The following is a 24,641-nucleotide window of genomic DNA, read 5'->3' on the forward strand; positions in this document are numbered from 1 at the left end:
GCAATTGCGCTGCGGCGGCAAGAGGCATCCCGCAACAATACTGTCCGCCTAGACTTGCCACTCGTGACCGATCGTATTCGCGTTCTACTCGTTGGCCCCGCTCCTGCCTCTGCGCAGAGCCGAGGTGGCATGGCAACCGTGATGCGTCTGATGCTCGACGACCCCGACCCTCGATTCGACATTCGTGTGGTTCCCACATTCGTCGATGCGTCCACACCGACGCGACTGCGCGTCGGAATGTTGGGCATGATCCAAGCAACGTTCCTTGTCCTGTTTCGCCGCGTCGACATCGTGCATCTGCATCTCTCTCACGGTGGCAGCGTCGCACGAAAATCGCTGCCGTTACTTGCCGCCCGATTGTCGGGTGTACCTGCGATCGTCCACGGACACAGCTTCGACTTCGCAGGCTGGATGGAACGGATTCCCAAGCCTGCCGCGCGTCTCGTCCGCGCTGCGTTGCCTGCCGACCGCTGGCTGGTGCTCGGCAATGGCCTCGCCGAGGAGTATCTAGAAAGCTTGGACCTGCCGCCCGGCATGGTCCGGGTTCTGTACAACCCGGTAAAACTTGCCGACGTCCGTCCTACCGCCGCACCGGAATCCGGCGTTATCGAGATCGTGTCGTTCGGCAGGCTGGGCCACCGAAAGGGCAGCTACGACCTCGTGCGTGCAATCGAACTTCTCTCCCCGGCAATCCGAGCCGGGATGCATGTAGCGCTGGCGGGCGACGGCGAGATCGACGAGGTCCGAGCGGCGATACAGTCAGCCGACCTGGGTTCTACGGTATCCGTGCTCGGCTGGGTCGACAGTGTCGAGCGCGACCGACTACTTAGCGAAGCAAGTGTTTTCGTACTCCCGAGTTACGAAGAAGGCCTGCCTATGGCGATTCTGGAGGCCATGGCGAATGGCGTCGTTCCCGTCACAACGCCTGTCGGCGGCATACCGGAGGCCGTCACCGACCGAGTCGACGGACTTCTGGTCGCACCGGGAAAACCTGACGAATTGGCGGCGGCCCTCGCCGAGATCACGACAGACGAGGACCTGCGGCACACGCTGTCCGAAGGTGCACGCAGGCGTGCCGCAGACTTCGACATCGAAGTCTGGTACAACGCTCTGGCTAGCGAATGGATCGAGCTCGTGACACGACGGCGCGATCGAGTGCGCCCGTCAATGCGGCTGCGGATACGTCGGCTGCAAAATTCTGCCGATAATGCGCCTGCGCCGCCGCACCGCGACGACTCGCGACGTACGGATCGGCCAGCTGGTCGAACGCCCGCGTGAGACCAGCGACGTCGTCGACACCGATCGGGGTCTCGCCAGGCGGCTGAAACTCCGGCAACGCACCCTCCGTCGACACGATCGGAGTGACCCCGACCTGCATAGCCAATACCTGCACGCCGCTCTGTGTTGCGCGCCTGTAGTGCACGACAGACGCCTTGGCCCTGCTGAGCACCGGAAGTACGTCCGCGTACGAATACGCACCTTTGATCCATCGCACTTTCGGCGGAAGGTCGACGTCGGTGTCTCCCCCGCCGATGAGAACGAGATCGTCACCGCGGTACGCAGGTCCTTCGACGTGCGCCCGCCAGGCCGCCATCGTGACCTCGATGTTCTTGTAGCTGTTCAACCGCCCGATCAGCACGACATCACGGCGGCCTTCGGCATCGACGAACGCGGGAACAAGCGCTTCGTCGAGGTCGCTCGTCAGCGGGACGACGTCCGCGCCGCCGATCGCCCCGGCTACATAGTTGCTGAATGCGACGGTGGCCGCCGCCCGCTCGCCCCATCGATCGAACAGGCGCCGCTCCCACCCAGGGCGCTGTTCCCCGGCGTCGTGAGGCCGATCGTCGTGGATCAGTTGCACCCGCGGCGCAAGTCGTCCGAAGGCCAACCAGCGAGGATCGCGAACTAGTTCTGTGACAACCACATCCGGTGCGAACCGCCGAACCTCGGCGAGCGCACGGCCGAACGGCCGCCACGTGTTCGGGGTCTTCGGACGAGGGTCGAGCACCCGCTCGTACGGTCGGGCAGCGTCGGACTCCGGATGTTGATTCGATGTCACCAACATGACCTCGATGCCCGCACCCGCCAGCGCCTCGCAATACACGCGGGCCAAAGGGCGCATCCACGGCGACAACCACAGCACTCGACGGACAGTCATGCGAATACCCCGGCGATTGCCGCCTCGTACGCATCCGCCATCGCCTCGATCGTGTAACGCTCGCGCATCCGGTCGAAACCACGATCGCCGAGCGCCGGCCACGTCTGCGGCTGCTCCAGCAGACCACGCAAGGCTCGGCGCCAGCCATCGACAGTGATGTCCTCGACCAGTGCACCCGCGCGACCCTGATCGAGCATATCCGGCACCGCGCATACCGACGACGCGATCACCGGTATGCGACGCGCCATCGCCTCGAGAATGACGAGCGGGAAGGCTTCGGATCGGCTTGGTACACAAAGCAAGTCGCAGTCCGCGAGAGCGGCCTCCGGTCCCGGCGACCAACCGCGCCAATGCACCCGATCACGAAGATCGCTCGGGGTCAACGCTTCCAGCCGCTCCCGATCGGGACCGTCACCGAAAATCGAGAGATCCCAAGGCAACTCGCGGAGACCGTCGAGCGCCTCGACAAGCAGGTGTGGGTTCTTGTGTTCGACGATTCGCGACAACATGACAAGTTTCGGCACATCGCCGACAGGCGGCCGTGACGCGACCTGCTCGAGAGCAGTTACGGATTCGACGCCGTTGGGCGCAACGAAGTGACGCCTGCCGACACACTGATATTCGTTGGCCTCTTCCCAATGCCGCGGCGAGAGAGCAACAAATCCGTCAGCACGCCGCATCGCGGCAGCAAGTCCGCGCGAGTAGGTGGGGCCGTCGACTTCGGGCGGAATGTGCGATCCGACCAGCCATCGACGCTGCTTGCCACCTCGACGCCACAGTGTTGCGAAACCAGTCTCGGTGTTCGTATCTCCGGTGACGAGTACCGACTTGCCGTCACCGATATCGATCGCCGGCACCCACCACGGCTGCCGGACGACCCGAATGGACGACGGGACCTCGGCAACGAGCGGTCCGAAGCGCTGCATGCAGGCGATCACCACCTCGTAGCCGCGTCGATCCAGCTCGGCGCCCAACAGCACGTGCTGGCGCTCGGCACCCCCGTAGACAAGACGATTGGTCGTGATGATCACGGAGGGCTTGGCGGACCCCTTCCGTCGGCGCGCTGCCCGCTCCTTTCGCGCAGACCGTTGCACACGATCGAGCAACGACGTCCCAGCGAGATAGACATCAGCCTTGTGGACGTTGCCGTTCAACTCGAGATTCAGCGCGATGTTTGCGCGCAGCAAATCACGTGATCGCATGCCAGCGATCGGATCTCCAGCAACCGTGCCGTGCCCGGTGTGTTCGACACCGCGCTCGTCGATGAGCTTCAGTTGCCAGCCCGCCGAACGTGCCCTATGTTGCCAATCCGTCTCTTCACCGTAGAGAAAGAACTCTTCGTCGAACGGTCCGACCGCAGTCCAGGCGGCACGCGAGATCGCGAGACAGGCGCCGGTCAGGTAACCCTCGACAGCCGCTGGCGGCGCGGGATACAGATCGGACAATCCTGTGCGCCTGAGCTTTTCGGCGTACCCAGCTTTCGATACCAGCGCTCGAACGAGGCCACGGTCGCGATGGGCGACATCCCACGGACGGGCCGAGTCGGTGGCGTCCTGCGCATCGATCACCAGCGGCGCCGCGGCAGCAACCCCGTGACTCGCAATCGCCGCACGCGTGCCGTCCAGCGGCCCCAGTAGGACGGCATCCGGATTGAGCAGCAGCAGATCACAATCGGAGGCCTGCGCGGCCAACGCGTTGACAGCGGCTGCGAATCCGATATTCGCCGATCCCAGTGACCAGGCGATATCTGGATGGCGTGCAATCACTTCGGCCATGCCCGGATAGTCCAGGCCCGAGTTGTCCCACACCAACGTTCGCACATCCGTGAGATGAGTCTCGACTGCGCGCAGACATGTCTCGAGCAGGTCGGGGTTCTTGTACGCGACGATAAGAACGGCCAGCTGCCGCGCACCGACTTGTGTCGGCTGCGGTGGTAGCGCCGGCCCGGTATGGCCATGGAGATACGCGCGTTCGAGTTCCCGCGTCATGGTTGAATCCTCCCGGGATTGGTGTCGTCGGCTGCAACTGCGCCGGGTGCGTCCCCGCCACCGGAGAGCATCGACTTGATCGACTTGAACGTTGCCGGTCCAATGACAAGATTGACCGCGAGGTAGGTCGCGGCCGCGAGGGCACCCGTCGCAAGGACCGGCAGTCCTCCCGCAACGAGAACGACACCTGCGCTGGCTGCGACAGGCACACTCAGACGTAGTAGATAGAGCCACGGCGTCGCGTAGGGCGAACGGCGCGACAGCCGCCACGTGACGACGATCAGCCCGGTGGCTTCGGTTACGAGCAAAACAGCGCCTGCGCCCTTCGCACCGAAATGCGGAGCGAGCGCAATGTTCAGCGCGATGTTGACAATGAGGTTCGCAACATTGAGCCGCAGCAGGAAGACTTGGTCGTGCGCCGCGAACAACGCTTGGCTGATCGCCCCTGTCAGGAATGTCAGACCGACCGCGACGAAAAGCAGTGCCAGTGTCGGTCCGCCGTCCTCGACGAATTCGCTCGACCCCATCAGCTCGACCAGCGAATGCGACAGCATCGCACCAACCACGGCAACCGGCAGTCCGACGAGAAGCATCGTCTCGACACTCCGAACGACGAACGTGGCGAACAAGTCTTTGGAAGCGGCGTAGAGCCGCGTCATCGTCGACAGAGTCGATGAAAGGAAGAACGTCGATACAACCGAAGCCGTGAACGCGAGGGTGTAGGCAAGTCCGTACACACCGACTTGATCCGCTGTGCTGAACAGGCTGAGAATGACACCGTCTGCACGCCAGTACAACACGGCAATGATGAGAACTCCGGTCTGCGGCAGACTTTCCCGCAGCAGGTCCCAGCTCTCCGACAGCGCAAAGACCGGACGACAATCGATGATCCGCGATGCCGCGATTCCTTGCACGATCAGTTGCACTGCCGGCGGGATGATCTGAACAACCGCGAACCACACGAGGTCGGCGTGCATCGCGACGAGGACGACGGTCCCACCGAGGGACAGAAGTCTGCTCAACAGATCCGATACAGCGACGGCCGTAAACCTGACCTCCGCGAGGAAAACCGGTTCGAAACACGACGCGAGAGTCGTCAGCGCCAGACTGCCGCACACGATCAGCACCATCGCGACAACCTCACGATCGCTGCGATAGGTCGCGAATCCGGTTACTGCCGCAAGAAATGCGAGAGGTACGCAATACATAACCGACAGACCCGAATTGACGCGCACCAACCTGCCGAGATCGCCTGCGCCGGAAGTGACTCGGCGCACGATCACCGCTCCGACACCGAGCTCGGTGAGGCTGGTCCACAGTCCGACGAACATGATCGCCGTGGTCAGGTGCCCGTAGGACACCGGACCAAGATGTCGGGTCGTGATCGCGACTGTGACGACTGACGCAACCATGCCCAATGCGCGAAAGATCAACTGTTGACCGAAGGCGTGTGCAATCCTTCGATTCGACACGGACCGCTGTCCCCGTGCCGCGCGCACAGTTTGGCTACTATCGTCCGCAACGGTGGCCGATTTCGGATTGGGGGGAAATGAAGGCGTTTGTCCCTCTACCGCACGGCCTTTCGGATCAAGCCTGGCGGGACCGTCATGGTCGGGGCGAAGTTCCCGATCGGTCACCCTACGGTCTCCACCAGCTCGCCGAATTCGGTATCGACATCGAATTCGGTAGTGCTGACCTCGCAAAAGTTTCGGCTCGCCTGGCCGCGTCGGTCCGCTATAGGACAGGTGGCCTGGAGATCATCGAAGCGGTTGCCGAACGTAGGTACAGACTTCTCACCGAGACCGATGTGGTCCTCAGCTACGACGAAAGAACGGGCATACCAGCGAGCCTGCTCGGCGGTCGCTCGAGCGCTCCCACCGTCACCGGTATCGGCTGGCTGACCGATCGCGCAAGCACTCAGCGCGCACAAGCGATGTTCGCAGCGCGGGCTTTGCCCCGCGCCGCCGCTGTGTGGTCGCAGAACGCGCCGATACTGCCGTTCGTCGCTCGCGAGTGGGGTGTGCCCCAATCCAGGCTCGCTTTCGTGCCGTTGGGTATCGACACCGATTTCTACAGCGTCCAGCCGCCGCCAGAGGAACGTAACGTTGTCGTCTCCGCTGGTGAGGACCGCTATCGCGACCACGCCCTTTTGATCGCTGCCGTCGCTCAGGTACGGCAAACCCATGGCGACACCACGCTCGAACTCGCAACCGGACTGCCCGTCGAGTTCCCCTCCGATTTCGGAATACTTCATACGGGCCGCCTCGACGGTCGCATGCGCGACCTCTACCGTCGATCGAGCCTCGTTGCGGTCGCGCTTCATCCGACCGTCACGGGATCCGGGCTGACGGTTGTACTCGAAGCCATGGCAAGCGGTCGGCCGATCGTCGTCACCGACAATCCTGGAGTGTCGGACTACGTCGAAGACGGCGAGACCGGCGTGCTTGTCCGTCCGGGAGACGTCGATGCCTTCGCGAAGGCGATCAAGAATTTGCTTGCCGACGACGACCGCCGAATCGCGATGGGTCATGCCGCGAGCCGTCGAGCGCGTGAACGTTTCACGTCGGGGATCATGGCCGAGGAGCTTGCTCGGCTGTTGAAGTCGGTGTAGTCGGCGGTTCGCTGTCGACCATGACCGCGCGCTTGAGGTGCGCCAGCGCGAAGGGACCCTGGACGAGGTATCGCCGAGCGAGTCGCCTCGGCTCTTGCCAGAGCCGGAAGAGCCATTCGAATCCATTGTTCCGCAACATCTTCGGCGCTCGATCAACTGCGCCAGCAAGGAAATCCGCAGACGCACCGAACGGCAGCAACACCTTCGCGCCTGTCCCAGCCCCGAATTCCTCGATCCACAACTCCTGCCGTGGCTTTCCGAGTCCGACAACCAGCACTTCGACGCCCGTTTGTCGAATCTCGCGAGCCAGCGCCGCCGACTGCTCCGCATCTTCGATCACTGCCCGCTGGGGAGCCCAGAATCCAGCCACCTGCAGCGCCGGGTATCTCTCGGCGAACTCGATAGTCAGATTATCGTGGACGTCGGGAAGGCCACCCAGAAATCCGATTGTGATCTTTTCGCGCTCACACATCGACACGATCTCGGGCAGCAGATCGGCGCCGGTAACGCGCGGCCATGGTTGCTTCGACAGGCTTCCGCCGCGCCAGGCGATCGGCGCGCCATCAGCGACCATCACCCAGTCGAACGGTGCGTCGGTCGCGCCGATCACGTTGCCTCTACGTTCGAAATGGTGCAGGTGATCCAAATTGACGGAGACAACCGAAAGTGCCCGGTTGTCGCCCGAGGCGACTCTGTCGCGGATCATCTCGAGCAAGTCGTGCTCGGTGTATCGGTCGACCGGGGTACCACCGATGAGTATGCGCGGCACTGCGGGATCTCTTGTCATCGCTTCACGACGTTTCGCATCCTCGTTCGGTTTCGTTCGTTGTTGTCGAACACCCACAGTGCGTGATCGGTAGGTTCACCGTTGTACACACGAAGCGCCCGCCGCTGCGCTAGTTCGACGAATCCCATACTCTCAGCCAGACGCGCCGGAGCGCGATTCGAGACGGCTATCGGCCCGATCACACGGGGAATTCGATATGGCGCATCGAACGCTCGTAACACTGTCTCGGCGATCGCCCACTTGGCTACCTCGGCCGTCGCGCGTCGACTTACCCAAATCGACAATTCACCACTCCCGGAGTTCGGATCGATTCCCGCAACAGCCACCTCCCCAACGATCGTCGCAACCTCGGAGATTGTTTCGATCACAACGAAAAAGATTGCCTCACCGCGCTTGGCGGCACTGCGCATACGCATCCACGACTCGACCCAGATCACTGGCGCGTGCGCCTCTTCCCAGGACAGATCAGTACGTCCGAAGGCTGGAAGGAGGCGATCGCGTTCGGCCGACCTCGCTGCGCGCCACAGTCCGGCGTCATCGATTCGCGGAACCCGCAGACTGTAGCTGATTCCATCGAGCGAAACCGGGCCGATGGGCGTGTCCCAGCCATGCGCCGATCGGGCGACCTTCACGAGGCGAAAAAACACGTGACGGCATCGGGCGCAACGGTATCGGCACCGACGGAAGCGCTGTGTCGACTCGATGGTCGGCGCCGCATAGGCTGCATGAACGGAAGACTACCTGCGTTCGGCAACCGATCAGCGTACTGCGGCTACTATCCGAGTGCGCAGTACGAACTACAGAACGATTCATGACTATCACGACATTCATTGACATTCCCGACGCAGCCGACAAGGGAGAAACTGTTGACCGTCGCCGAGTTCCTTTCGAAGCTCGTCCGGCGTCCCCTTGCGGGCGCCGTCCTGATACTCCTTGCCATTGCAGCGGCCGCCTACGGTTGGACGTCGACCACGGCGAAATACGAGTCCACCGCCGCTGTGGTCGTAATCCCGCCAGGCAGTGGAGACGCGGATGCCGGCCTCAACCCATTCATCAATCTGAACAACAACATGGCACAGCTCGCGGTGATCCTCGGCTCGGCGGCGCAGTCGAGTGCGGCACGGCAGTCCGTCGAAGACGCCGGCGCAACGGCGGACTACACGGTAGACACGGTCGCAGGCGACTCGAGTTCGTTCTCCCAGCTTTCACCGCAACTTGTCATCGTCACCCACGGGCCCGATCCCGAGTCTTCCCGCCGCGGCGCAGTTGCACTGATCGATTTCACCCGGGCCCGGCTCGAAAAGATCCAGCTCGACGCCGCTGTTCCCCCGCGCAACAACGCACTGCTGATCACGACGACCGATCCGTTGCAAGGTGAGGTGGTCGCGACAAGTCCGATTCGATCTGCCGGCGCATACTTCGGCGCGGCGCTGATCGCCGGGATCTTGTTCCTGCTCATTCTGGAGGTCACCCTCGAGTGGCTTCGTGACCGCCGCTCGCGAGCCGGCGATGCGTCTGCCGACGAGACCCGCCCTGCGACCAGCACTCGGACCGCAGCCGACAGTCGAGCCGAATAACAATCCTGACGTGCGCAAATTCGGAGCGATCCAGGTAAGGGACCGCCACCTTCCCGATGCGGGAGCTCTCATCCTCGCACTCGCTGGATTTCTGCTGCTCGGCATGCGGCAGGCATTCACGGTGCCGCTGACGTTCGGGCAGAGCATGGCCCAGGCGATCCTCGCAGTCTGTGGCGCCTTCTGGGTACTGACGCGGATCGCAGGAGCACGCTCGCCCTCACATCTCCGCCTGCTGACCGGTGCCATGGCGCTCTATCTGCTCGCCTCGCTCGTTTCCTACGGCGCGGCGATGGCCCGCGGCCTGCCACCGAAAGCAGTCGTCCTCGCGGACCGTTACGTCTTCGCGGACTTGACCCTCGCCAGCGTCGTTTTCTTCATCATCACTGTCGTGCACAGTCGACGAGCCCTCGAGTTGGTCTTGAAAGGGCTTGTGCTCGGCGGCACGATCAGCGGCACGTTCGCACTTGTACAGTTCGGCATCGGGATCGACCTCGCCCCTCAATTTAGGCTCCCCGGCCTGAAGGCAGAAGCGTTCACTCTCGTCACGAATCTGATGCGAGAAGGCCTCAGTCGTCCACAGGGCAGCGCGGGACATCCCTTGGAACTGAGCGCTGTCCTGACGGTACTCGTGCCCCTCGCGCTCGGCGTCACGTTCAGTGCGCGGGCCCGCGGTGCACGTTATATGCCGTGGGCTGCGTGCACGCTGATTCTCACGGCGGGTGCGCTGGTGACGATTTCGCGTTCGGCCGTGATCGGTCTCGGTGCCGCGGTGTTGGTGATGTGCTGGCGGTGGCCGGTGAAACGTATGGCCGCATTGCTCGTCGGAACCGGCACCGTGCTCGGACTCGCTGCGCTGGCACAAACGAAGGTCGTCTCAGCGCTCGTGTCGAGCTTCGCCAACTCGTCGTCGGATTCCTCGATCGCGTCGCGAGCCGTCGGAGCGAGATACGTTTCGGACACCTACCGCGAACATCTGTGGTTCGGCCAAGGCGTCGGGTCGTATCCGGCTCTCGACCAACCTGTCCTCGACAGCCAATATCTTTCGCGCCTGATGGAAACCGGCCTGATCGGATTGGTGTCCTACCTCGTCTTCTTGTTCGTTCCGCTGATCCTCGCCATTCGAGGCGCGCAGGTAGCATCGCGTTCGACTGCTGAACTGTCGAGTGCTATTGCGGGATCGTTGATCGCGACGATTGTCATCGGGCTGATTCTCGATACGGCCGGTTTCGCGCAGATCTGGTACCTGACGTGGCTGCTGATCGCACTGGCCGGCGCAGCGTGGCGGCTATCGAAACTGGAGACGCAGTTGTTGCCGATCGGCAACCAACCGGTGGCTGCGTTGCCTTCTCACGAACGGACCGCACCGCCTGCATGAGCTATCCGTTTACGGAGGGAGGTTCGACGTGTTCGCTCGATGGACGGCGGCCGCTATGACCGCCGTAACCACCGCCACGGTCATCTCCTCGTGTGCGACCTCGTCGGACCTGGTCGACGACCCCGCACCCCGAGGTGTCATCGAGTTCTCGGCACCGGACCTCGTGAACCCACTTCGCGGCCAGTACGAAAACCTCGTGACAGACTTGTTTCCGCAGTCCAATCCTGCTCAAAGTCAGTTTCCGACATGGCCAGGAACCAGCGATACGAGCGCTCGCATAGATTGGCGGCTGCTGCAACCAGAAGACCCTCGCAATATTTCAGCAAATGCCGATGACGAGGATATTTACGACTTCTCCAAGCTCGACGCGATCATCGAGAACGCCGGCAAGACGGGTAGACGCGTCGGATTCCGCATCACCTCGTTCAATTCGTGCTGCCAGGACAGCTACCCGGACAACACGGACATATCCGTACCCGATTGGCTACGAACTATCGAGGGCGCGACCCAGGACTACGACCACAACGGCGTCACCTACGTGATTCCGAACTGGAACGACGAAAGTTACCTGTCGTACTTCGCCGACTTGCTCGGTGCGCTCGGCCGGCGATACAACAAGGACGAGCGGGTAGCGGTCTTCGAGATGTCGGGATACGGGGACTTCAGTGAGAACCACGTTGCTTTCATGCGCGACGAACTCGGCATTCCAGCACCCGAACCCGAACAAAGCGAAGCCGAACTCGGCTACTTCAGCCAATACCGTGACCAATACATCACCAGCGAATCGATCGAGTACCTGGTCGAAGCAAACCTGCGAGCCTTTCCCGACACTCAGATCGTCGCGTCGCTCGGCAATCCACAGATCACCAAGGAGCTGATGCGCGACAGCCCGGCTCTCGCCGACGTCGTGAAACCGGTAGGAAACCGCAGCGACGGCCTCGGTGCCTACCGGCCGATACCGACATGGGCGGAGAACGAGTTCTCCCGCTATGTCCAAACCGGCGATCCAATCGTCGACATTGTGCGAAACCGATTTCGGATCGCTCCGACCATCACCGAATGGCCACCACAATTTCTCAAAGGTGGAACCGAGCGAGAGTATTACGAGACTGGTCTGCGGGACGTCGTCAACGACCACGTCTCGATGACGGCGAGCACTGGCTTTCCCGCTCAGCGCTCAGCCGACCGGATGCCTGACGACCTCTACGACCTCTGGTCGCGCGCGAACAAGTACGCAGGCTATCGCTACGCGGTGTCGAGCTCAGCGATACCGACGCGAGCCGCGCCCCGTGCAGATGTCCCGATGACGTTCGACTGGACCAACTTTGGAACAGCCCCAACCTACGAGGCATGGAAACCGCAATACGACATCCTTGACGCATCCGGCACGGTCGTCCGCACCATCGATTCTCGGATCGACCTGCGTGAGCTCTACGCGGAGCAGAGCTACGACGATCTCGCCGCGTCGCCTGCCAGTCGTACCGAAACGGATCTGGTCATGATCGACGGCGGTTTGGCGCCAGGCGAATACTCGGTCCGCGTTCGTGTGTTGTGGGGCGAAATGAAAACGGACGCAACATATTCGGTGGCGTTTCGGCCTATGGAACTGGCGCAGTACACACGCGATCCTGATGGCGGCTACCTGCTCGGCGAATTCACGGTCGCTTGAGGGATGTCGGCGCGACCCCGCGTTTACTCATCGGCTAACCGACACGATTAGGCAACGAGCCTCTAGCATCACAGTCGGCAGAGCTTCGCGCGACGCGGAGCGACGGCACCGACGACGAGGAGTGGGCATGAGTTCGACACCCGGTGACGATCCGTCACGGCTGCTGCGCCGCTTCGATCGCTCGAACGAACTACAGGACCGCTTGCACGACCTCGTTCCAGGCGGTGCGCACACCTATGCACGCGGAGCCGACCAATACCCGGAGTTCATGGCCCCGATTCTGGCGCGCGGCAGCGGCGCCCGCGTGTGGGATGTCGACGGGAACGAGTACGTGGAGTACGGCATGGGGCTGCGCGCGGTCACCCTCGGGCATGGCTTCGGGCCGGTTGTCGACGCTGTGGCGAAAGTCATCCGCGACGGGGTGAATTTCAGCCGCCCGACCGAGCTCGAGCTTCTTGCCGCTGAAGACTTCCTGCGTCTGGTCCCGGGCGCTGACATGGTGAAGTTTGCGAAGAACGGGTCGGATGCGACGACGGCGGCTATTCGTTTGGCACGGGCCGCGACCGGCCGCGACGCGGTTGCGATGTGCGATCAGCCGTTTTTTTCGGTTGACGACTGGTTTATAGGAACGACCGATATGGACAGCGGAATACCGAAAGAGAGCTCCGCAACGTCGGTCCGGTTCACGTACAACGACCTCGATTCGCTTGCCCGCGTCCTTGCCGCGAGTGACGTCGCCTGCGTCATCATGGAGGCCGCGACCTCGACTGCGGAGCCACAGCCGGGCTTCCTGCAAGGCGTGCGAGACCTTTGCGACCGCTACGGGACCCTACTGATTTTCGACGAGATGATCACCGGCTTCCGGTGGTCGGAACACGGCGCTCAGAACCTATACGGCGTTCGGCCCGATCTCTCGTGCTGGGGCAAAGCGATGGGGAACGGGTTCCCGTTGTCTGCGCTCGCAGGTAAGCGGGAATACATGGAGCTCGGCGGTCTCCGGACCGACAAGGACCGCGTCTTTTTGCTTTCCACGACGCATGGTCCGGAATCCGGATCACTTGCGGCATTCCGTGCCGTAGTCGACGCCTACACAACGGACGACCCGATCGGGCGCATGGAACGAGCAGGTCACATGCTCTCGACCGGGTTCAACGATGCAGCTCGCGAGCTCGGTGTCGACAAGCATCTGGAGGTGATCGGTCGGCCGTCCTGTGCGGTCTTCGTCACCCGCGACCCGGATGGTTCACCTTCGCAAGCTTTTCGGACGCTGTTTTTGCAGGAACTGCTGGACCGAGGTGTGCTCGGGCAGTCGTTCGTCGTATCGGCCGCGCACACTGACGCTGACATCGAGCACACGATCGAAGCGAGTCGGCAGGCGATGGTCGCATACCGCCAGGCGCTCGAAAAGGGCAGCGTAGCTGGCCTTTTGAGAGGTCGACCGGTCGCGCCCGCACTGCGCCGCCTGGCTGCGCCCCGGCAGATCTGACGCAACGGCGCTACGCGCCTCGTGAGTCTTTCCGGAGGGCGGGCGCGCCGAAAAGACTCACGAGCGGCGCGGCTGCCCGAGCTTGTCCGCGATCATCTCGGCGATGGGCAGGGCCGAAGTCGCCGCCGGCGAGGGTGCGTTGAGCACATGGACCGAGCGCGGGGTCCGCTCGATCATGAAGTCGTGGACCAAGGTCCCGTCGCGCAGGACCGCCTGTGCCCTGATTCCGGCTTCGCGCGGCAGCAGGTCGCCGCGCGTCAGTTCGGGACAGTATTTGCGGCAGCGTGCGAGGTAGCCGCGCTTGGAGAGAGAGTCACGCATCTCCCCCATTCCGGTCCGCATGTTGGCGCGGGCGACGGAGTAGAAGCCGCGGAATCTCAGGTACTCCCAGACGTCGCGGCCGTCGAAGCCGAACTTTCTGTACTTCTCGCGAGCAAGCCCGAGGACGGCATTGGGACCGACCGTCAGTTTCCCGTCGGCGGTCGGACTCAGATGCACACCGAGGAACGGCAGATCCGGGTCCGGGATCGGGTAGATGAGATGGTGCACCAGCTTCGATCGGTGCTCCGGAAGTTCGTAGTATTCGCCGCGGAACGGGATGATCTGAAAGTCGACCGCGATGCCTGCGAGGCGAGCCATCCGGTCGGCCTGCAAACCGGCACAGACGACGAGTTGCGTTGCACTCCAAGATTCTTCGAGGCTGTCGATCGCGACTCCGTCGGTCGACTCGGTGATGCCGACGACCTCGACTCCCAGCTTGATCTCGCCACCGGCGGCGCGAACCGAATCAGCTAGGACGTCGGTGATTCGCCGATAGTCGACGATGCCGGTCGTCGGGACGAACAGTGCGCCGGTCCCTGTGACTGCAGGCTCGCGACGGATCAGTTCGGCGCGGTCGATGACTTCGACATCGAGACCGTTGACCTTCGAACGCTCGTACAGCGCAACCATTCTCGCGTGCTCGACCGGATTCGTCGCGACGAGCAACTTGCCACGAACATCGAACAGGATGTTGTGTTCGGCGGCAAATGCTTTCGTCGCTTCCGCACCGCGACGGCTCAACTCGGCCTTCAAACTGCCTGGCTCGTAGTAGATGCCGGAATGGATGACACCACTGTTGTGGCCGGTCTGGTGGAAGCCGAGACTGCCCGCCTTCTCCAGCAGTAGCAGGCTCGCATCGGGGTGCCTGCGCAATATCTCACGCGCAGTTGCGACTCCGACGATGCCGCCGCCGATCACGCAGTAGTCGTACATCGCAGCCTCGCCTAACGGTTCTGTTCTGATGTCGGCCAGAATCTGTGCCACTGCTTGGCGAACAACGCACGCCGCTCGCCCCGTTCGGCCTCTGCAGCATCTTCGGCCGCTCGGATGTCGGCAACGAAGGCGAGAACAGCCTTCCGAAGTTCCTCTTCCGCGCTGCCGTACAGACCGATCTCGACGCGCTTGAGCGTCTCGGGAACGAGGTCGTCGGGCAGACCGGCCTTGGCGCTGCGGGAGCGCACCTTCTCCGCTAGCGCCAGCGCGGGCAGTGCCATCGCGATGCCGTCGACGCACGAGCGACGCGCCTTCTCGCTGGCTTTCTGGTTCTCCCAAGCTTTTTCCTGTGCGGCGACGTCGATCGGGCCGACCATCGTGTCGCCGAGGTGCGGACTGCGATGGGAAAGCTTCGCCACCAGCGTCGCGGCAACGTCGTCGACGACGAAATCGCCTGCGGCCTGAGCGATCCGAGAATGGAACAACACTTGCAGTAGTAGGTCGCCGAGTTCTTCCTTGATCTCGGCCGCATCCGATCGACCGATGGCGTCGAGCAGTTCGTAGGTTTCCTCCAGCAGGTACGGTCGCAGCGAATCGTGGCTCTGCGTCACCTCCCAGCCGCCGAATCCCCACAGCCGATCCATGACGTCGACTGCTTCCAGCAAAGCGTCGCCGGGCAAGGACGGTGCAGCAATCACGTTCTCGCCGTTGCTGATCCGGGCGAGCACTGCCTCGCTGCGCGGGTCCGTGCTGATGAGCACGGCATCGACTGCGTCGGGCGCAAGTGTGCCGGGGATGCGCCAGCGCACCGAGACGGGAACCTCGACCGTGTACTGCACAGGCCCGCCGAGAAACTCGACAGCCTCCAACGGAACCAGCGTCGGTCGCAGCGGGTCGAGCAGAATCACCGTCACACGAGTACTCCGAGTGGAGCTGAAAGATTCACCACACCAGCAGGTTTACCATCCATGGCGAGAAGTAGGTCGGCAATGAACTGCAAAAGTGCCACATCGCGCACGCGCGCCGACCCGACGGAGTCCTCGACCCGAGGCAGGGGCAACGTCACCACATTTGTCGCCGCCCGATAGGTCGCGCTCGGATAGAGGCGCTTGAGTCGGGTCTGCTTGGAATCCGGCAGGATCATCGGCGTCAACTTCAACGACGTTCCAGCGACGGCGACTTCGGTGATGCCGTACTCCCGGCAGAGCAACCGCAGCCGCGCAACCGCGACGAGGCGATCGACCTCGACGGGAAGCGCGCCGTAGCGGTCTATCAACTCAGCAACGACGCCTGCGGTTTCCGAATCGTCGTTCGCAGCAGCAAGTTTGCGGTATGCCTCCAGCCGAAGCCTGTCGCTCGCAACGTAGTCGGGCGGGATGTGCGCGTCGACGGGCAGATCGATGCGCACCTCTTTGACAGCCTCGTCGGTGGTGATCGGCCGACCGTCTGCCGCAGCTCGATACGCCTCGACGGCCTCGCCGACCAACCTGATGTAGAGGTCGAAGCCGACGCCCGCAACATGTCCCGACTGCTCCGCGCCGAGAACGTTACCGGCACCACGGATTTCGAGGTCCTTCATCGCGACGGCCATGCCGGCACCGAGATCGGAGTTCTGCGAGATGGTCGCGAGGCGGTCGTATGCCGTTTCGGTCAACGGCTTTTCGGGTGGATACAGGAAGTACGCATAGCCACGTTCACGGCTGCGGCCTACGCGACCGCGCAACTGGTGCAGCTGCGACAGTCCGAGCGCGTCGGCACGCTCGACGAGCAATGTGTTCGCATTGGAGATGTCGAGTCCGGTCTCGATGATCGTCGTGCACACCAGCACGTCGTACTCGCGCTCCCAGAAGCCCTGCACCGTTCGTTCGAGGGTGTCCTCGTTCATCTGGCCGTGCGCGACGACGATCCGGGCCTCGGGCACCATGTCGCGAATTCGCTTGGCCGCCTTGTCGATCGTGCTCACCCTGTTGTGCACGTAGAACACCTGGCCGTCGCGAAGGAGTTCACGCCGGATCGCGGCCGCTACCTGCTTGTCGTGATAGGCACCGACGTAGGTGAGCACCGGATGCCGCTCCTCCGGCGGAGTCAGGATCGTCGACATCTCACGAATACCTGCGAGGCTCATTTCGAGCGTTCGCGGGATCGGTGTCGCGGACATCGTCAGTACGTCGACCGCGGTCCGCATCGCCTTGATGTGTTCCTTGTGTTCGACACCGAAGCGCTGCTCCTCGTCGACGATGACAAGTCCCAGATCCTTCCACCGCACACCGGTCTGCAGCAGGCGGTGGGTGCCGACGACGATATCGACCGTTCCGTCTGCAAGGCCCGCCAACACCTCTCGTGATTCCTTGGGGTGGGTGAACCGCGACAAACCTTCGACCTTGACGGGGAAGGCGGCCATCCGTTCGGTGAAGGTCTGCAAATGCTGTTGTGCCAGTAGCGTTGTCGGCACCAGGATGGCGACCTGCTTACCGTCCTGCACGGCCTTGAACGCTGCCCGGACAGCGATTTCCGTCTTGCCGTAGCCCACGTCGCCGCAGACGACGCGGTCCATCGGAATCGACTTCTCCATGTCGGCCTTGACCTCGGCGATCGCCGTCATCTGGTCGACGGTTTCGGTGAACGCGAACGCGTCCTCCATCTCTTTCTGCCACGGGGTGTCGGGGCCGAAGGCATGGCCCGGCGCTGCCTGACGGGCCGCGTACAACTGCACGAGCTCACCGGCAATCTCACGAACAGCTTTGCGCGCCTTACGTTTTGTGTTCGACCAATCCGATCCACCCAGTTTGGACAGTGACGGCATCTCACCACCGACGTAACGCGAGAGCTGATCGAGGGAATCCATCGGCACGAACAGTCGGTCGCCCGGATGCCCGCGTTTGCTCGGCGCGTACTCGATGACCAGATATTCGCGCCGCGCTCCGCCGATGGTCCGTTCGATCATCTCGACGAACCGACCGATACCGTGCTGATCGTGCACGACCATGTCGCCTGCGTTGAGCGCGAGCGGATCGACCTGATTTCGCCGTTTGGCCGCCAACCGCTTGCCGTCGCCCGCGGCGGAAATACGGTTGCCTGTGAGGTCCGACTCGGCGACGACGACGATGCCTGCGGCGGGCAGCAACAGGCCCGCACCGAGGGAGGCACACAGCACACCGACCACACCCGGCTCGGGTTCGGCACCGCCTGCCAGCGTCCCCGCGGGGACCTCGGCCTCGGCGAGACGCTCGAGTATGCGCTGCGCGGTGCCGTGACCTGCAACGACGACAACGGCGCGCCCGCCTGTTGCGACATGCCCGCGCAGCATCGCGAACAGGGTCGCGAGTTCGTCTTCGGATCCGCGTGCCGTCGGGGCGTGCTGGACGGCGAGCTCGAGCTGATCGCCACTACCCGAGGCGAGCGGACTGATCGTCCACCACGGGTGCCCGCCCGCTTCTGCAGCCTCGCGCACCTCGCGCAGCGGACGATAGCCGGACGCCGCGAGATCGAGCCCTTGCCCGCGCAGATTCGACGTGTCGATCGGCGCGGCACCACCGATCGACGCCGCGGTCCACGACGCCTCGAGGAACTCGATGCCGGTTCGAACGAGATCTGCTGCGCGCGTGCGAATCTTCTCCGGATCGCACAGCATGACGTGCGCACCGTCCGGGAGTACCTCGGTGAGCAACTGCAATCGACCGGGTATCAGAACAGGAAGCAACGCCTCCATACCTTCGACCGGGATGCCCGCCGCAAGCTTCTCGAGCATCTCGACCAGCGCGGCGTCTGCCGGATTGTCCGTCGCCAACTGCGCGGCACGATCACGGACCTCTTCGGTCAGCAGCAGCTCACGGCACGGCGGAGCGATCACGGCATCGACGGTCTCGTCGACAAGTGAGCGCTGATCCGCAACGGCGAATGCTCGCAACTCGGTGACCTCGTCACCCCAGAACTCGATCCGAACAGGGTGGTCGGCGGTGGGGGAAAAGATGTCGAGAATGCCGCCGCGAACAGCGAATTCGCCACGTTTGCCGACCATGTCGACGCGTGTGTAGCCGAATTCGACAAGCCTCGTGATCAGGTCGTCGAAGCTGTACTCGGTTCCGACCCGAAGGGTGATCGGCACGATGTGGCCGAGGCCGGGGGCCATCGGCTGCATCATCGAACGGATCGTGCTGACGACGACTCGAAGGGGCGGTCCGTAGTCGGAGTCGTCAGGGGCGGCAAGACGTCGCAGCAATTCGAGCCGTTTGCCGACCGTGTCCGCACCTGGCGACAGCCGTTCGTGCGGCAGCGTTTCCCACGACGGGAACTGTGCGACCGCGCCGCCGAGAATTTCCCGCAACTCGGAGGTGAGGTCGTCTGCTTCGCGGCCCGTCGCCGTGACGAGAAGCACGTGCGTCTGCTTGGCGATCACAGCGGTGAGGAACGGCCTGACGGCATTGGGGCCGACGAAATCGAGCGACCGACTTCCGATTCGATCAGCGATACCGGCGAGCGCGTCGTCGGCGCATACTGCGGCAGCCAAACCCGCCATGGGCGGTGAAATGGAAGACAACAGCATGCTCCTGAACGCAGGGGTAATCAGATCGGCCGTCGAACCGAGGACCGATCCACGATTCTATGAGGTTGCACCGACACCCGCCGTTGCGGTGTCACCTCTCGTGCCGTGTCGGAGCCGAGCGCTACGGCTCGTACCGTCGCAATCGTCGCGCGGCGAACTCACGGAAGTAGGACAGTTTTTCCTTCGGCACCAGCGAGGGCAGCAGGAAGTACCAGAGCCGCTCCATCCGCGCCGCCATCTGATCGACGGAGTCGGTCCCGACCGCGACGACGTGAACGCCGGCCGTCAGTTCCTGCCACAGCATCCCGACGACCTCGGGATCGAGATCGGACTCCAGGTCACCCTGCTCGATCGCCCGCTCGGCGAGAATCCGATGCGTCTTCTCCCAGAACGCGGCGATGCTGTCGCCCTGGGTGCCGCGGTAGTCGCCGATCTGATGATTCAGCTTCAACATCGCCGCAACCATCGGATCGTTCTGCGTCAGGTCCGCAATAACGTAGGAGATCCCGATGCAGGCCTCCAACGCGGGAACGCGACTGTCGAAAAAGCCCTTGCAGGCTTCGTTGAGCCGTTCGCTGCCCTGATCGACGACCGCGCGCGCAAGTTCTTCCTTCGAGCCGAAATGGAAGTAGAGAGCGCCCTTGGTCACATTCGACTGCGCAATGATTTCGCTGAGGCTCGCGTTTGCGTAACCTAGACGCAGAAACACATCAGCGGCACCGGCCAGCACGGAGTCGCGAGTGATCTCCGCGCGTGCTTGCCTAGCCATTCTTGCCTCGCCATCCCCGGATCAACCCGACATTACGACCCCAACAGCACACAAAGGTTAGGTGAACCGTACCACCGGGGCGGATTTCACCCAGCGCTTCAGTCATCGGGTCGAGACCTCCTTTTACCGAAAGGTTGCCTGGCGCGTTTCCTATTTCTACTTGCTCGGGTCATCGCCGCCCAAACCGGGATCGGGCTCAGAACGTAACTGCGGGTTCGACTCCAGATTGGTGAGGCCGTTCCAGCAGACGTTCACCAGATGCGCCGCGACGACTTCTTTTGCCGGAATTCGTTCGTCGAGCCACCAGGTCGCCGTCGTCGAAACCATGCCGACCAACGCCTGCGCGTACAGCGGCGCCAAAGCAGGATCGAGACCGCGCCGGGAGAAGTCACCCGCGAGGATGTGGCTGACATGGCCGATCGCCTCGTTGAGCAGACTCGAATACGTCCCGTCGCTCGACGTCGCGCGTTGATCGCGGACGAGGATGCGGAACCCGTCGGTGCGCTCCTCCACATAGGAGAGCAACGCCAACGTGACTCGCTCGATCCGCACGCGCGAGCGATTCTGGGTGAGGGAGGACATGATCATCTCGAGCAGAATCGACATCTCGCGGTCGACGACGACGGCGTAGAGGCCTTCTTTGCCGCCGAAATGTTCGTAGACGACCGGCTTCGACACATTGGCCCGCTGCGCGATCTCCTCGATCGAGGTGGCGTCGTAACCGCGTTCGGCGAAGAGCGACCTGGCAATTTCGACGAGCTGCTCGCGCCGCTGCGTACCGGTCATGCGCGTCCGGGGCGCCCGCTCCGCCGGCTGTACGCCGCCGGTCAACGCAGAACCTCGCCGTCGCCGACCATGTTCTTCCGCCTTTCGAGCGCTGTGTCGAAAAATTGTTGCCCTGGATACGAGCTCTGGCTCAGCGTATCGACACACCTGTTCGAATCGCGCAAGCAGTTCGACGTACGCGTGGTCGGCATGCGAGGATCGTGGTCGCGGTGGCGGGGTTGTGCAACGTCTTCCTCGGTCAGAACCATAGGTTTTGTCGGGTACGGTCGAGCCTTGTCCGCTGGTCAGCAATCCGCCGTGGTGTAATGGCAGCACCTCTGATTTTGGTTCAGATAGTTCAGGTTCGAGTCCTGGCGGCGGAGCACGCTTGCAAGCAATGACGCTTCGCAGCGGCCTACGAACACTGCGCCGCACGAAACCTGTTTGGCACCAGAGGAGCTTTATGCACCAGCAGACCGCCGTCGTCGTCCTCGCCGCTGGCGCAGGCACGCGGATGCGGTCGAAGACTCCCAAAGTGCTGCATCCTCTTGCAGGTCGCAGCATGTTGGCTCATTCGATCCATGCCGCGCAGGACATAAAACCCGACTATCTCATAACTGTTGTCGGCCACGATCGCGAGCAAGTTGTCGCTGCGGTCGGAGCGCTCGCCGACGACATCGGTCGAGAGATCGACATCGCTGTTCAGGAACACCAACTCGGCACCGGTCATGCGGTGCAGTGCGCTCTCGGCGCGCTACCTGCCGACTTCACCGGCGACATTCTCGTCACCGCAGCCGACGTGCCCCTGCTCGACGGCCACACCCTCGGCGCACTCCTCGACGAACACCGCAGCTACTCCGACCGCGCTGCCGTCACCGTGCTGACCTTCGTTCCCGACGACGCAAACGGCTACGGCCGGATCGTCAGGTCGGCCGACGGCGGCGTCACCGAGATCGTCGAACACGCCGACGCCACACCCGAGCAGTCGGCGATCACGGAGGTCAACTCCGGTGTCTACGCGTTCGACGCCGCCGCGCTTCGTGCTGCTATCAGCCAGTTGAGCACCGAAAACGCGCAACACGAGCTCTATTTGACCGACGTTCTCAAGATCGCGCGTGACGAAGGCAAGCCCGTCTACGGTGCGGTGCTTGCCGATCCGGCCAAAGTGACCGGCGTCAACGACCGCGTCCAGCTGTCGGAAGCGACGAGCGCTCTCAATCGCTACATCCTCGAACGGCACATGCGTGCGGGCGTCACGATCATCGATCCAGCGAGCACGTGGGTCGACGCGGGTGTCGTCATCGGCCGCGACGTGATCATTCGCCCCGGCGTCCAGCTGCTCGGACGCACGAACATCGGCGAGGACGCCGTGATCGGTCCCGACAGCACATTGACGGACGTATCGGTCGGTGAAGCCGCAACCGTCGTGCGTAGTCACGCGGAAAAGTCGACCATCGCGTCACGCGCAACGATCGGACCGTTCAGTTACCTGCGCCCCGGCACGGTCGTCGGAGTCTCGGGCAAGCTCGGCGCCTTCGTCGAAACGAAGAACGCCGAAATCGGAGCGCATTCCAAGGTGCCGCATCTGACCTACGTCGGCGATGCCACGATCGGCGAGCACAGCAACATCGGCGCATCGAGCGTCTTCGTCAACTACGACGGTGTGAACAAGCACCACACGACGGTCGGCTCGCACGTTCGCACCGGAAGTGACAACACCTTCGTTGCACCTGTTTCGATCGGCGACGGTGCCTACACCGGCGCTGGCACAGTGGTCCGGCGCAGCATTCCGCCGGGGGCGCTTGCGGTGTCCGGCACGGCGCAGCGCAATATTGAGGGCTGGGTGCAGCGCAAACGACCCGGTACGCCAGCGGCAAGGGCGGCGGTGCAAGCACTGGCCGATCGTGACAAGGCACGCAACGACAGCAGCAGTTCGGATCAGCACACAGAGCCAAAGGACGGCGACAAGCAGTGAGCGCGTTTTCAGTAGACAACCAAAAGAGCCTGATGCTTTTCTCGGGCCGCGCGCATACGGAGCTCGCCGAGCAAGTCGCGAAAGAACTCGACGTCACCGTCACTCCGCAGACTGCACGTGACTTCGCGAACGGCGAGATCTTCGTCCGCTTCGAACAGTCGGTCCGCGGCTCGGACGCCTTCGTGTTGCAGAGCCACCCCTGGCCGCTGAACACGTGGTTGATGGAACAGCTGATCATGATCGACGCGCTCAAGCGTGGATCCGCCAAGCGCATCACCGCGGTGCTCCCCTTCTACCCGTACGCGCGTCAGGACAAGAAGCACCGCGGCCGCGAACCGATCTCGGCGCGGCTCGTCGCAGACCTGCTCAAGACCGCAGGCGCCAACCGCATCATCACGGTCGACCTGCACACCGATCAGATCCAGGGCTTCTTCGACGGTCCCGTCGACCACATGCACGCGCACAACCAGCTCGCGGAGTACATCCGCAACGGCTACAACCTCGACAACATCACGGTCGTCTCCCCCGACTCGGGTCGTGTGCGGGTGGCCGAGAAGTGGGCCGACTCCCTCGGCGGCGCACCGCTGGCGTTCATCCACAAGACACGTGATCCGCTGGTGCCGAACCAGGTCAAGTCGAACCGTGTCGTCGGTGGCGTCGAAGGCCGCACCTGCATCCTGATCGACGACATGATCGACACCGGTGGCACGATCGCCGGCGCGGTCCGGGTGCTGAAGGAAGCAGGTGCAGGCGACGTCGTCATCGCAGCGACCCATGGCGTCCTGTCGAGTCCCGCGGCCGAGCGTCTCGCCTCCTGCGGTGCAAAGGAAGTGATCGTCACCAACACGCTGCCGATCACCGAGGACAAGAAGTTCCCGCAGTTGACGGTGCTGTCCATCGCGCCACTGCTGGCCCGCACCATTCGTGAGGTATTCGAGAACGGCTCTGTCACAAGCTTGTTCAACGGCAACGCGTAAGAGGCGGCTACGCCGCTCGTGAGTCCTTTCGGTGGTCCCGACCTCCGAAAGGACTCACGACGAGCTACGCTGCCTAGGTGTTCACGGGCATACCCATCGAAGCGCTCGACTTCTACGAGGACCTGGCTGCGGACAACAGCAAGACCTTCTGGACGGCGCACAAGGAGATCTACGACACCGCGATTCGCGCCCCCATCACGGCGCTCGTAACGGAACTCGAAGCAGAGTTCGGTACCGCCAAGATCTTCCGACCGCATCGCGACGTTCGATTCGCAAAAGACAAATCTCCGTACAAGACCGCGCAGGGCGCTGTCGTTCACGTCAACGCGGGCAGCGGCTATTACGTCCAGATCGATGCGGCCGGACTCTACGTCGGCGGCGGCTTCTATTCCGGCGAGACCGCGCAGATCGCGAGATTCCGTGCAGCGGTGGATGATTCGTCGCGCGGAGCCGAACTGGTAGAGATTCTAGCCGCCCCCGAAGCGAAGAAGTTCCGCATCGGCGGCGACAAATTGAAGACGGCACCACGGGGGTTCGCATCCGAACACCCGCGAATCGACATACTGCGCCACAAGTCGCTGACGGCAGGCAGAGAGTTCGGCGCGCCCGCATGGCTGTCGACGCCGCGCACCGTGAAAGAGGTCCGCGCATCGTGGAATGCGATCCGGCCACTCGTCGACTGGCTCGGCGACGTCTTCGCTTGAGGA

Annotated in this window: 18 protein-coding genes, 1 tRNA gene and 1 pseudogene; 10 read left to right on the forward strand and 10 right to left on the reverse strand. The window is 63.1% G+C overall.

The features are described 5' to 3' along the window. Window positions 1–150: 150 nt before the first annotated feature. A pseudogene (locus JGU71_RS16365) lies at window positions 151–1,062 on the forward strand (glycosyltransferase family 4 protein); the annotation flags it as partial. 52 nt (window positions 1,063–1,114) lie between these two features. On the opposite strand, the gene JGU71_RS16370 reads toward JGU71_RS16365, so the two are convergent. The 3 genes from JGU71_RS16370 to JGU71_RS16380 are packed head-to-tail and all read right to left on the reverse strand — an operon-like array spanning window position 1,115 to window position 5,558. After that, on the reverse strand, window positions 1,115–2,158 hold the full coding sequence (locus JGU71_RS16370) for a glycosyltransferase family 4 protein (RefSeq protein ID WP_233529518.1): 1,044 nt from the start codon (window positions 2,156–2,158) through the stop codon (window positions 1,115–1,117). Continuing rightward, a complete protein-coding gene (locus JGU71_RS16375) occupies window positions 2,155–4,146 on the reverse strand; it encodes a glycosyltransferase (protein WP_199705360.1) in 1,992 nt (663 codons plus the stop codon). The genes JGU71_RS16370 and JGU71_RS16375 overlap by 4 nt, the downstream gene beginning before the upstream one ends. After that, window positions 4,143–5,558 (reverse strand): flippase, encoded by a 1,416-nt coding sequence (locus tag JGU71_RS16380; protein WP_199705719.1) that lies wholly within the window; start codon window positions 5,556–5,558, stop codon window positions 4,143–4,145. The genes JGU71_RS16375 and JGU71_RS16380 overlap by 4 nt, the downstream gene beginning before the upstream one ends. Window positions 5,559–5,695: 137 nt before the next feature. Between JGU71_RS16380 and JGU71_RS16385 the strand changes: the two genes are divergently transcribed. Beyond that, entirely contained in the window at window positions 5,696–6,757 is a 1,062-nt protein-coding gene (locus JGU71_RS16385; protein WP_199705361.1) for a glycosyltransferase family 4 protein, read from the forward strand. Here the strand turns inward: JGU71_RS16385 and JGU71_RS16390 are convergent. Next, window positions 6,717–7,544 (reverse strand): WecB/TagA/CpsF family glycosyltransferase, encoded by an 828-nt coding sequence (locus JGU71_RS16390; protein ID WP_199705362.1) that lies wholly within the window; start codon window positions 7,542–7,544, stop codon window positions 6,717–6,719. The two genes, JGU71_RS16385 and JGU71_RS16390, sit on opposite strands and share 41 nt — an antisense overlap. Next, on the reverse strand, window positions 7,541–8,176 hold the full coding sequence (locus JGU71_RS16395; RefSeq protein ID WP_199705363.1) for a GNAT family N-acetyltransferase: 636 nt from the start codon (window positions 8,174–8,176) through the stop codon (window positions 7,541–7,543). The genes JGU71_RS16390 and JGU71_RS16395 overlap by 4 nt, the downstream gene beginning before the upstream one ends. Before the next feature lie 234 nt (window positions 8,177–8,410). Here JGU71_RS16395 and JGU71_RS16400 point away from each other — a divergent pair, with 234 nt between their 5' ends. From JGU71_RS16400 to JGU71_RS16415, 4 genes are all read left to right on the forward strand, one after another. Next, window positions 8,411–9,121 (forward strand): hypothetical protein, encoded by a 711-nt coding sequence (locus JGU71_RS16400; protein ID WP_199705364.1) that lies wholly within the window; start codon window positions 8,411–8,413, stop codon window positions 9,119–9,121. Between the two features lie 10 nt (window positions 9,122–9,131). Continuing rightward, the gene (locus tag JGU71_RS30420) at window positions 9,132–10,496 is read left to right on the forward strand and encodes an O-antigen ligase family protein (RefSeq protein ID WP_199705365.1); all 1,365 of its coding nucleotides are present in this window, start codon (window positions 9,132–9,134) and stop codon (window positions 10,494–10,496) included. Window positions 10,497–10,551: 55 nt separating this feature from the next. Further along, window positions 10,552–12,165 (forward strand): DUF4832 domain-containing protein, encoded by a 1,614-nt coding sequence (locus JGU71_RS16410; protein WP_199705366.1) that lies wholly within the window; start codon window positions 10,552–10,554, stop codon window positions 12,163–12,165. Between the two features lie 127 nt (window positions 12,166–12,292). After that, entirely contained in the window at window positions 12,293–13,651 is a 1,359-nt protein-coding gene (locus JGU71_RS16415) for a glutamate-1-semialdehyde 2,1-aminomutase (protein WP_199705367.1), read from the forward strand. Between the two features lie 57 nt (window positions 13,652–13,708). On the opposite strand, the gene lhgD is transcribed toward JGU71_RS16415, so the two are convergent. The 5 genes from lhgD to JGU71_RS16440 all read right to left on the reverse strand — a co-directional run bounded on the left by lhgD (window position 13,709) and on the right by JGU71_RS16440 (window position 21,003). Beyond that, entirely contained in the window at window positions 13,709–14,956 is a 1,248-nt protein-coding gene (lhgD, locus tag JGU71_RS16420; RefSeq protein WP_307829684.1) for an L-2-hydroxyglutarate dehydrogenase, read from the reverse strand. Continuing rightward, window positions 14,917–15,819 (reverse strand): nucleoside triphosphate pyrophosphohydrolase, encoded by a 903-nt coding sequence (locus tag JGU71_RS16425; protein ID WP_199705368.1) that lies wholly within the window; start codon window positions 15,817–15,819, stop codon window positions 14,917–14,919. Before JGU71_RS16425 ends, lhgD begins: the two co-directional genes overlap by 40 nt. After that, window positions 15,816–19,448 (reverse strand): transcription-repair coupling factor, encoded by a 3,633-nt coding sequence (mfd, locus tag JGU71_RS16430; RefSeq protein ID WP_199705369.1) that lies wholly within the window; start codon window positions 19,446–19,448, stop codon window positions 15,816–15,818. The genes JGU71_RS16425 and mfd overlap by 4 nt, the downstream gene beginning before the upstream one ends. A 121-nt stretch (window positions 19,449–19,569) precedes the next feature. Continuing rightward, window positions 19,570–20,217: a TetR family transcriptional regulator gene (locus JGU71_RS16435; protein WP_199705370.1), complete on the reverse strand. Its 648-nt coding sequence runs from the start codon at window positions 20,215–20,217 to the stop codon at window positions 19,570–19,572. Between the two features lie 156 nt (window positions 20,218–20,373). After that, the gene (locus JGU71_RS16440; RefSeq protein ID WP_199705371.1) at window positions 20,374–21,003 is read right to left on the reverse strand and encodes a TetR/AcrR family transcriptional regulator; all 630 of its coding nucleotides are present in this window, start codon (window positions 21,001–21,003) and stop codon (window positions 20,374–20,376) included. A gap of 291 nt (window positions 21,004–21,294) precedes the next feature. Here JGU71_RS16440 and JGU71_RS16445 point away from each other — a divergent pair. The 4 genes from JGU71_RS16445 to JGU71_RS16460 all read left to right on the forward strand — a co-directional run bounded on the left by JGU71_RS16445 (window position 21,295) and on the right by JGU71_RS16460 (window position 24,638). Further along, window positions 21,295–21,365: transfer RNA gene (locus tag JGU71_RS16445), tRNA-Gln, on the forward strand. Between the two features lie 80 nt (window positions 21,366–21,445). Further along, on the forward strand, window positions 21,446–22,957 hold the full coding sequence (glmU, locus tag JGU71_RS16450) for a bifunctional UDP-N-acetylglucosamine diphosphorylase/glucosamine-1-phosphate N-acetyltransferase GlmU (RefSeq protein ID WP_199705372.1): 1,512 nt from the start codon (window positions 21,446–21,448) through the stop codon (window positions 22,955–22,957). Continuing rightward, window positions 22,954–23,934, forward strand: coding sequence for a ribose-phosphate diphosphokinase (locus JGU71_RS16455; RefSeq protein ID WP_199705373.1), 981 nt, complete (start codon window positions 22,954–22,956; stop codon window positions 23,932–23,934). The genes glmU and JGU71_RS16455 overlap by 4 nt, the downstream gene beginning before the upstream one ends. Before the next feature lie 77 nt (window positions 23,935–24,011). Continuing rightward, entirely contained in the window at window positions 24,012–24,638 is a 627-nt protein-coding gene (locus tag JGU71_RS16460; RefSeq protein WP_199705374.1) for a DUF2461 domain-containing protein, read from the forward strand. The last annotated feature ends 3 nt before the right edge of the window (window positions 24,639–24,641 follow it).

The organism is Antrihabitans stalagmiti, from assembly GCF_016482825.1.
Classification (GTDB): domain Bacteria; phylum Actinomycetota; class Actinomycetes; order Mycobacteriales; family Mycobacteriaceae; genus Antrihabitans; species Antrihabitans stalagmiti.

What these genes read in the sequence shown, in the direction of transcription:
- JGU71_RS16370 (WP_233529518.1), bottom strand. Translation starts at nt 2,158, where the DNA reads ATGACTGTCCGTCGAGTGCTGTGGTTGTCGCCGTGGATGCGCCCTTTG.
- JGU71_RS16375 (WP_199705360.1), bottom strand. Translation starts at nt 4,146, where the DNA reads ATGACGCGGGAACTCGAACGCGCGTATCTCCATGGCCATACCGGGCCG.
- JGU71_RS16380 (WP_199705719.1), bottom strand. Translation starts at nt 5,558, where the DNA reads ATGGTTGCGTCAGTCGTCACAGTCGCGATCACGACCCGACATCTTGGT.
- JGU71_RS16385 (WP_199705361.1), top strand. Translation starts at nt 5,696, where the DNA reads ATGAAGGCGTTTGTCCCTCTACCGCACGGCCTTTCGGATCAAGCCTGG.
- JGU71_RS16390 (WP_199705362.1), bottom strand. Translation starts at nt 7,544, where the DNA reads ATGACAAGAGATCCCGCAGTGCCGCGCATACTCATCGGTGGTACCCCG.
- JGU71_RS16410 (WP_199705366.1), top strand. Translation starts at nt 10,552, where the DNA reads ATGACCGCCGTAACCACCGCCACGGTCATCTCCTCGTGTGCGACCTCG.
- JGU71_RS16415 (WP_199705367.1), top strand. Translation starts at nt 12,293, where the DNA reads ATGAGTTCGACACCCGGTGACGATCCGTCACGGCTGCTGCGCCGCTTC.
- mfd (WP_199705369.1), bottom strand. Translation starts at nt 19,448, where the DNA reads ATGCTGTTGTCTTCCATTTCACCGCCCATGGCGGGTTTGGCTGCCGCA.
- JGU71_RS16435 (WP_199705370.1), bottom strand. Translation starts at nt 20,217, where the DNA reads ATGGCTAGGCAAGCACGCGCGGAGATCACTCGCGACTCCGTGCTGGCC.
- JGU71_RS16440 (WP_199705371.1), bottom strand. Translation starts at nt 21,003, where the DNA reads ATGACCGGTACGCAGCGGCGCGAGCAGCTCGTCGAAATTGCCAGGTCG.
- glmU (WP_199705372.1), top strand. Translation starts at nt 21,446, where the DNA reads ATGCACCAGCAGACCGCCGTCGTCGTCCTCGCCGCTGGCGCAGGCACG.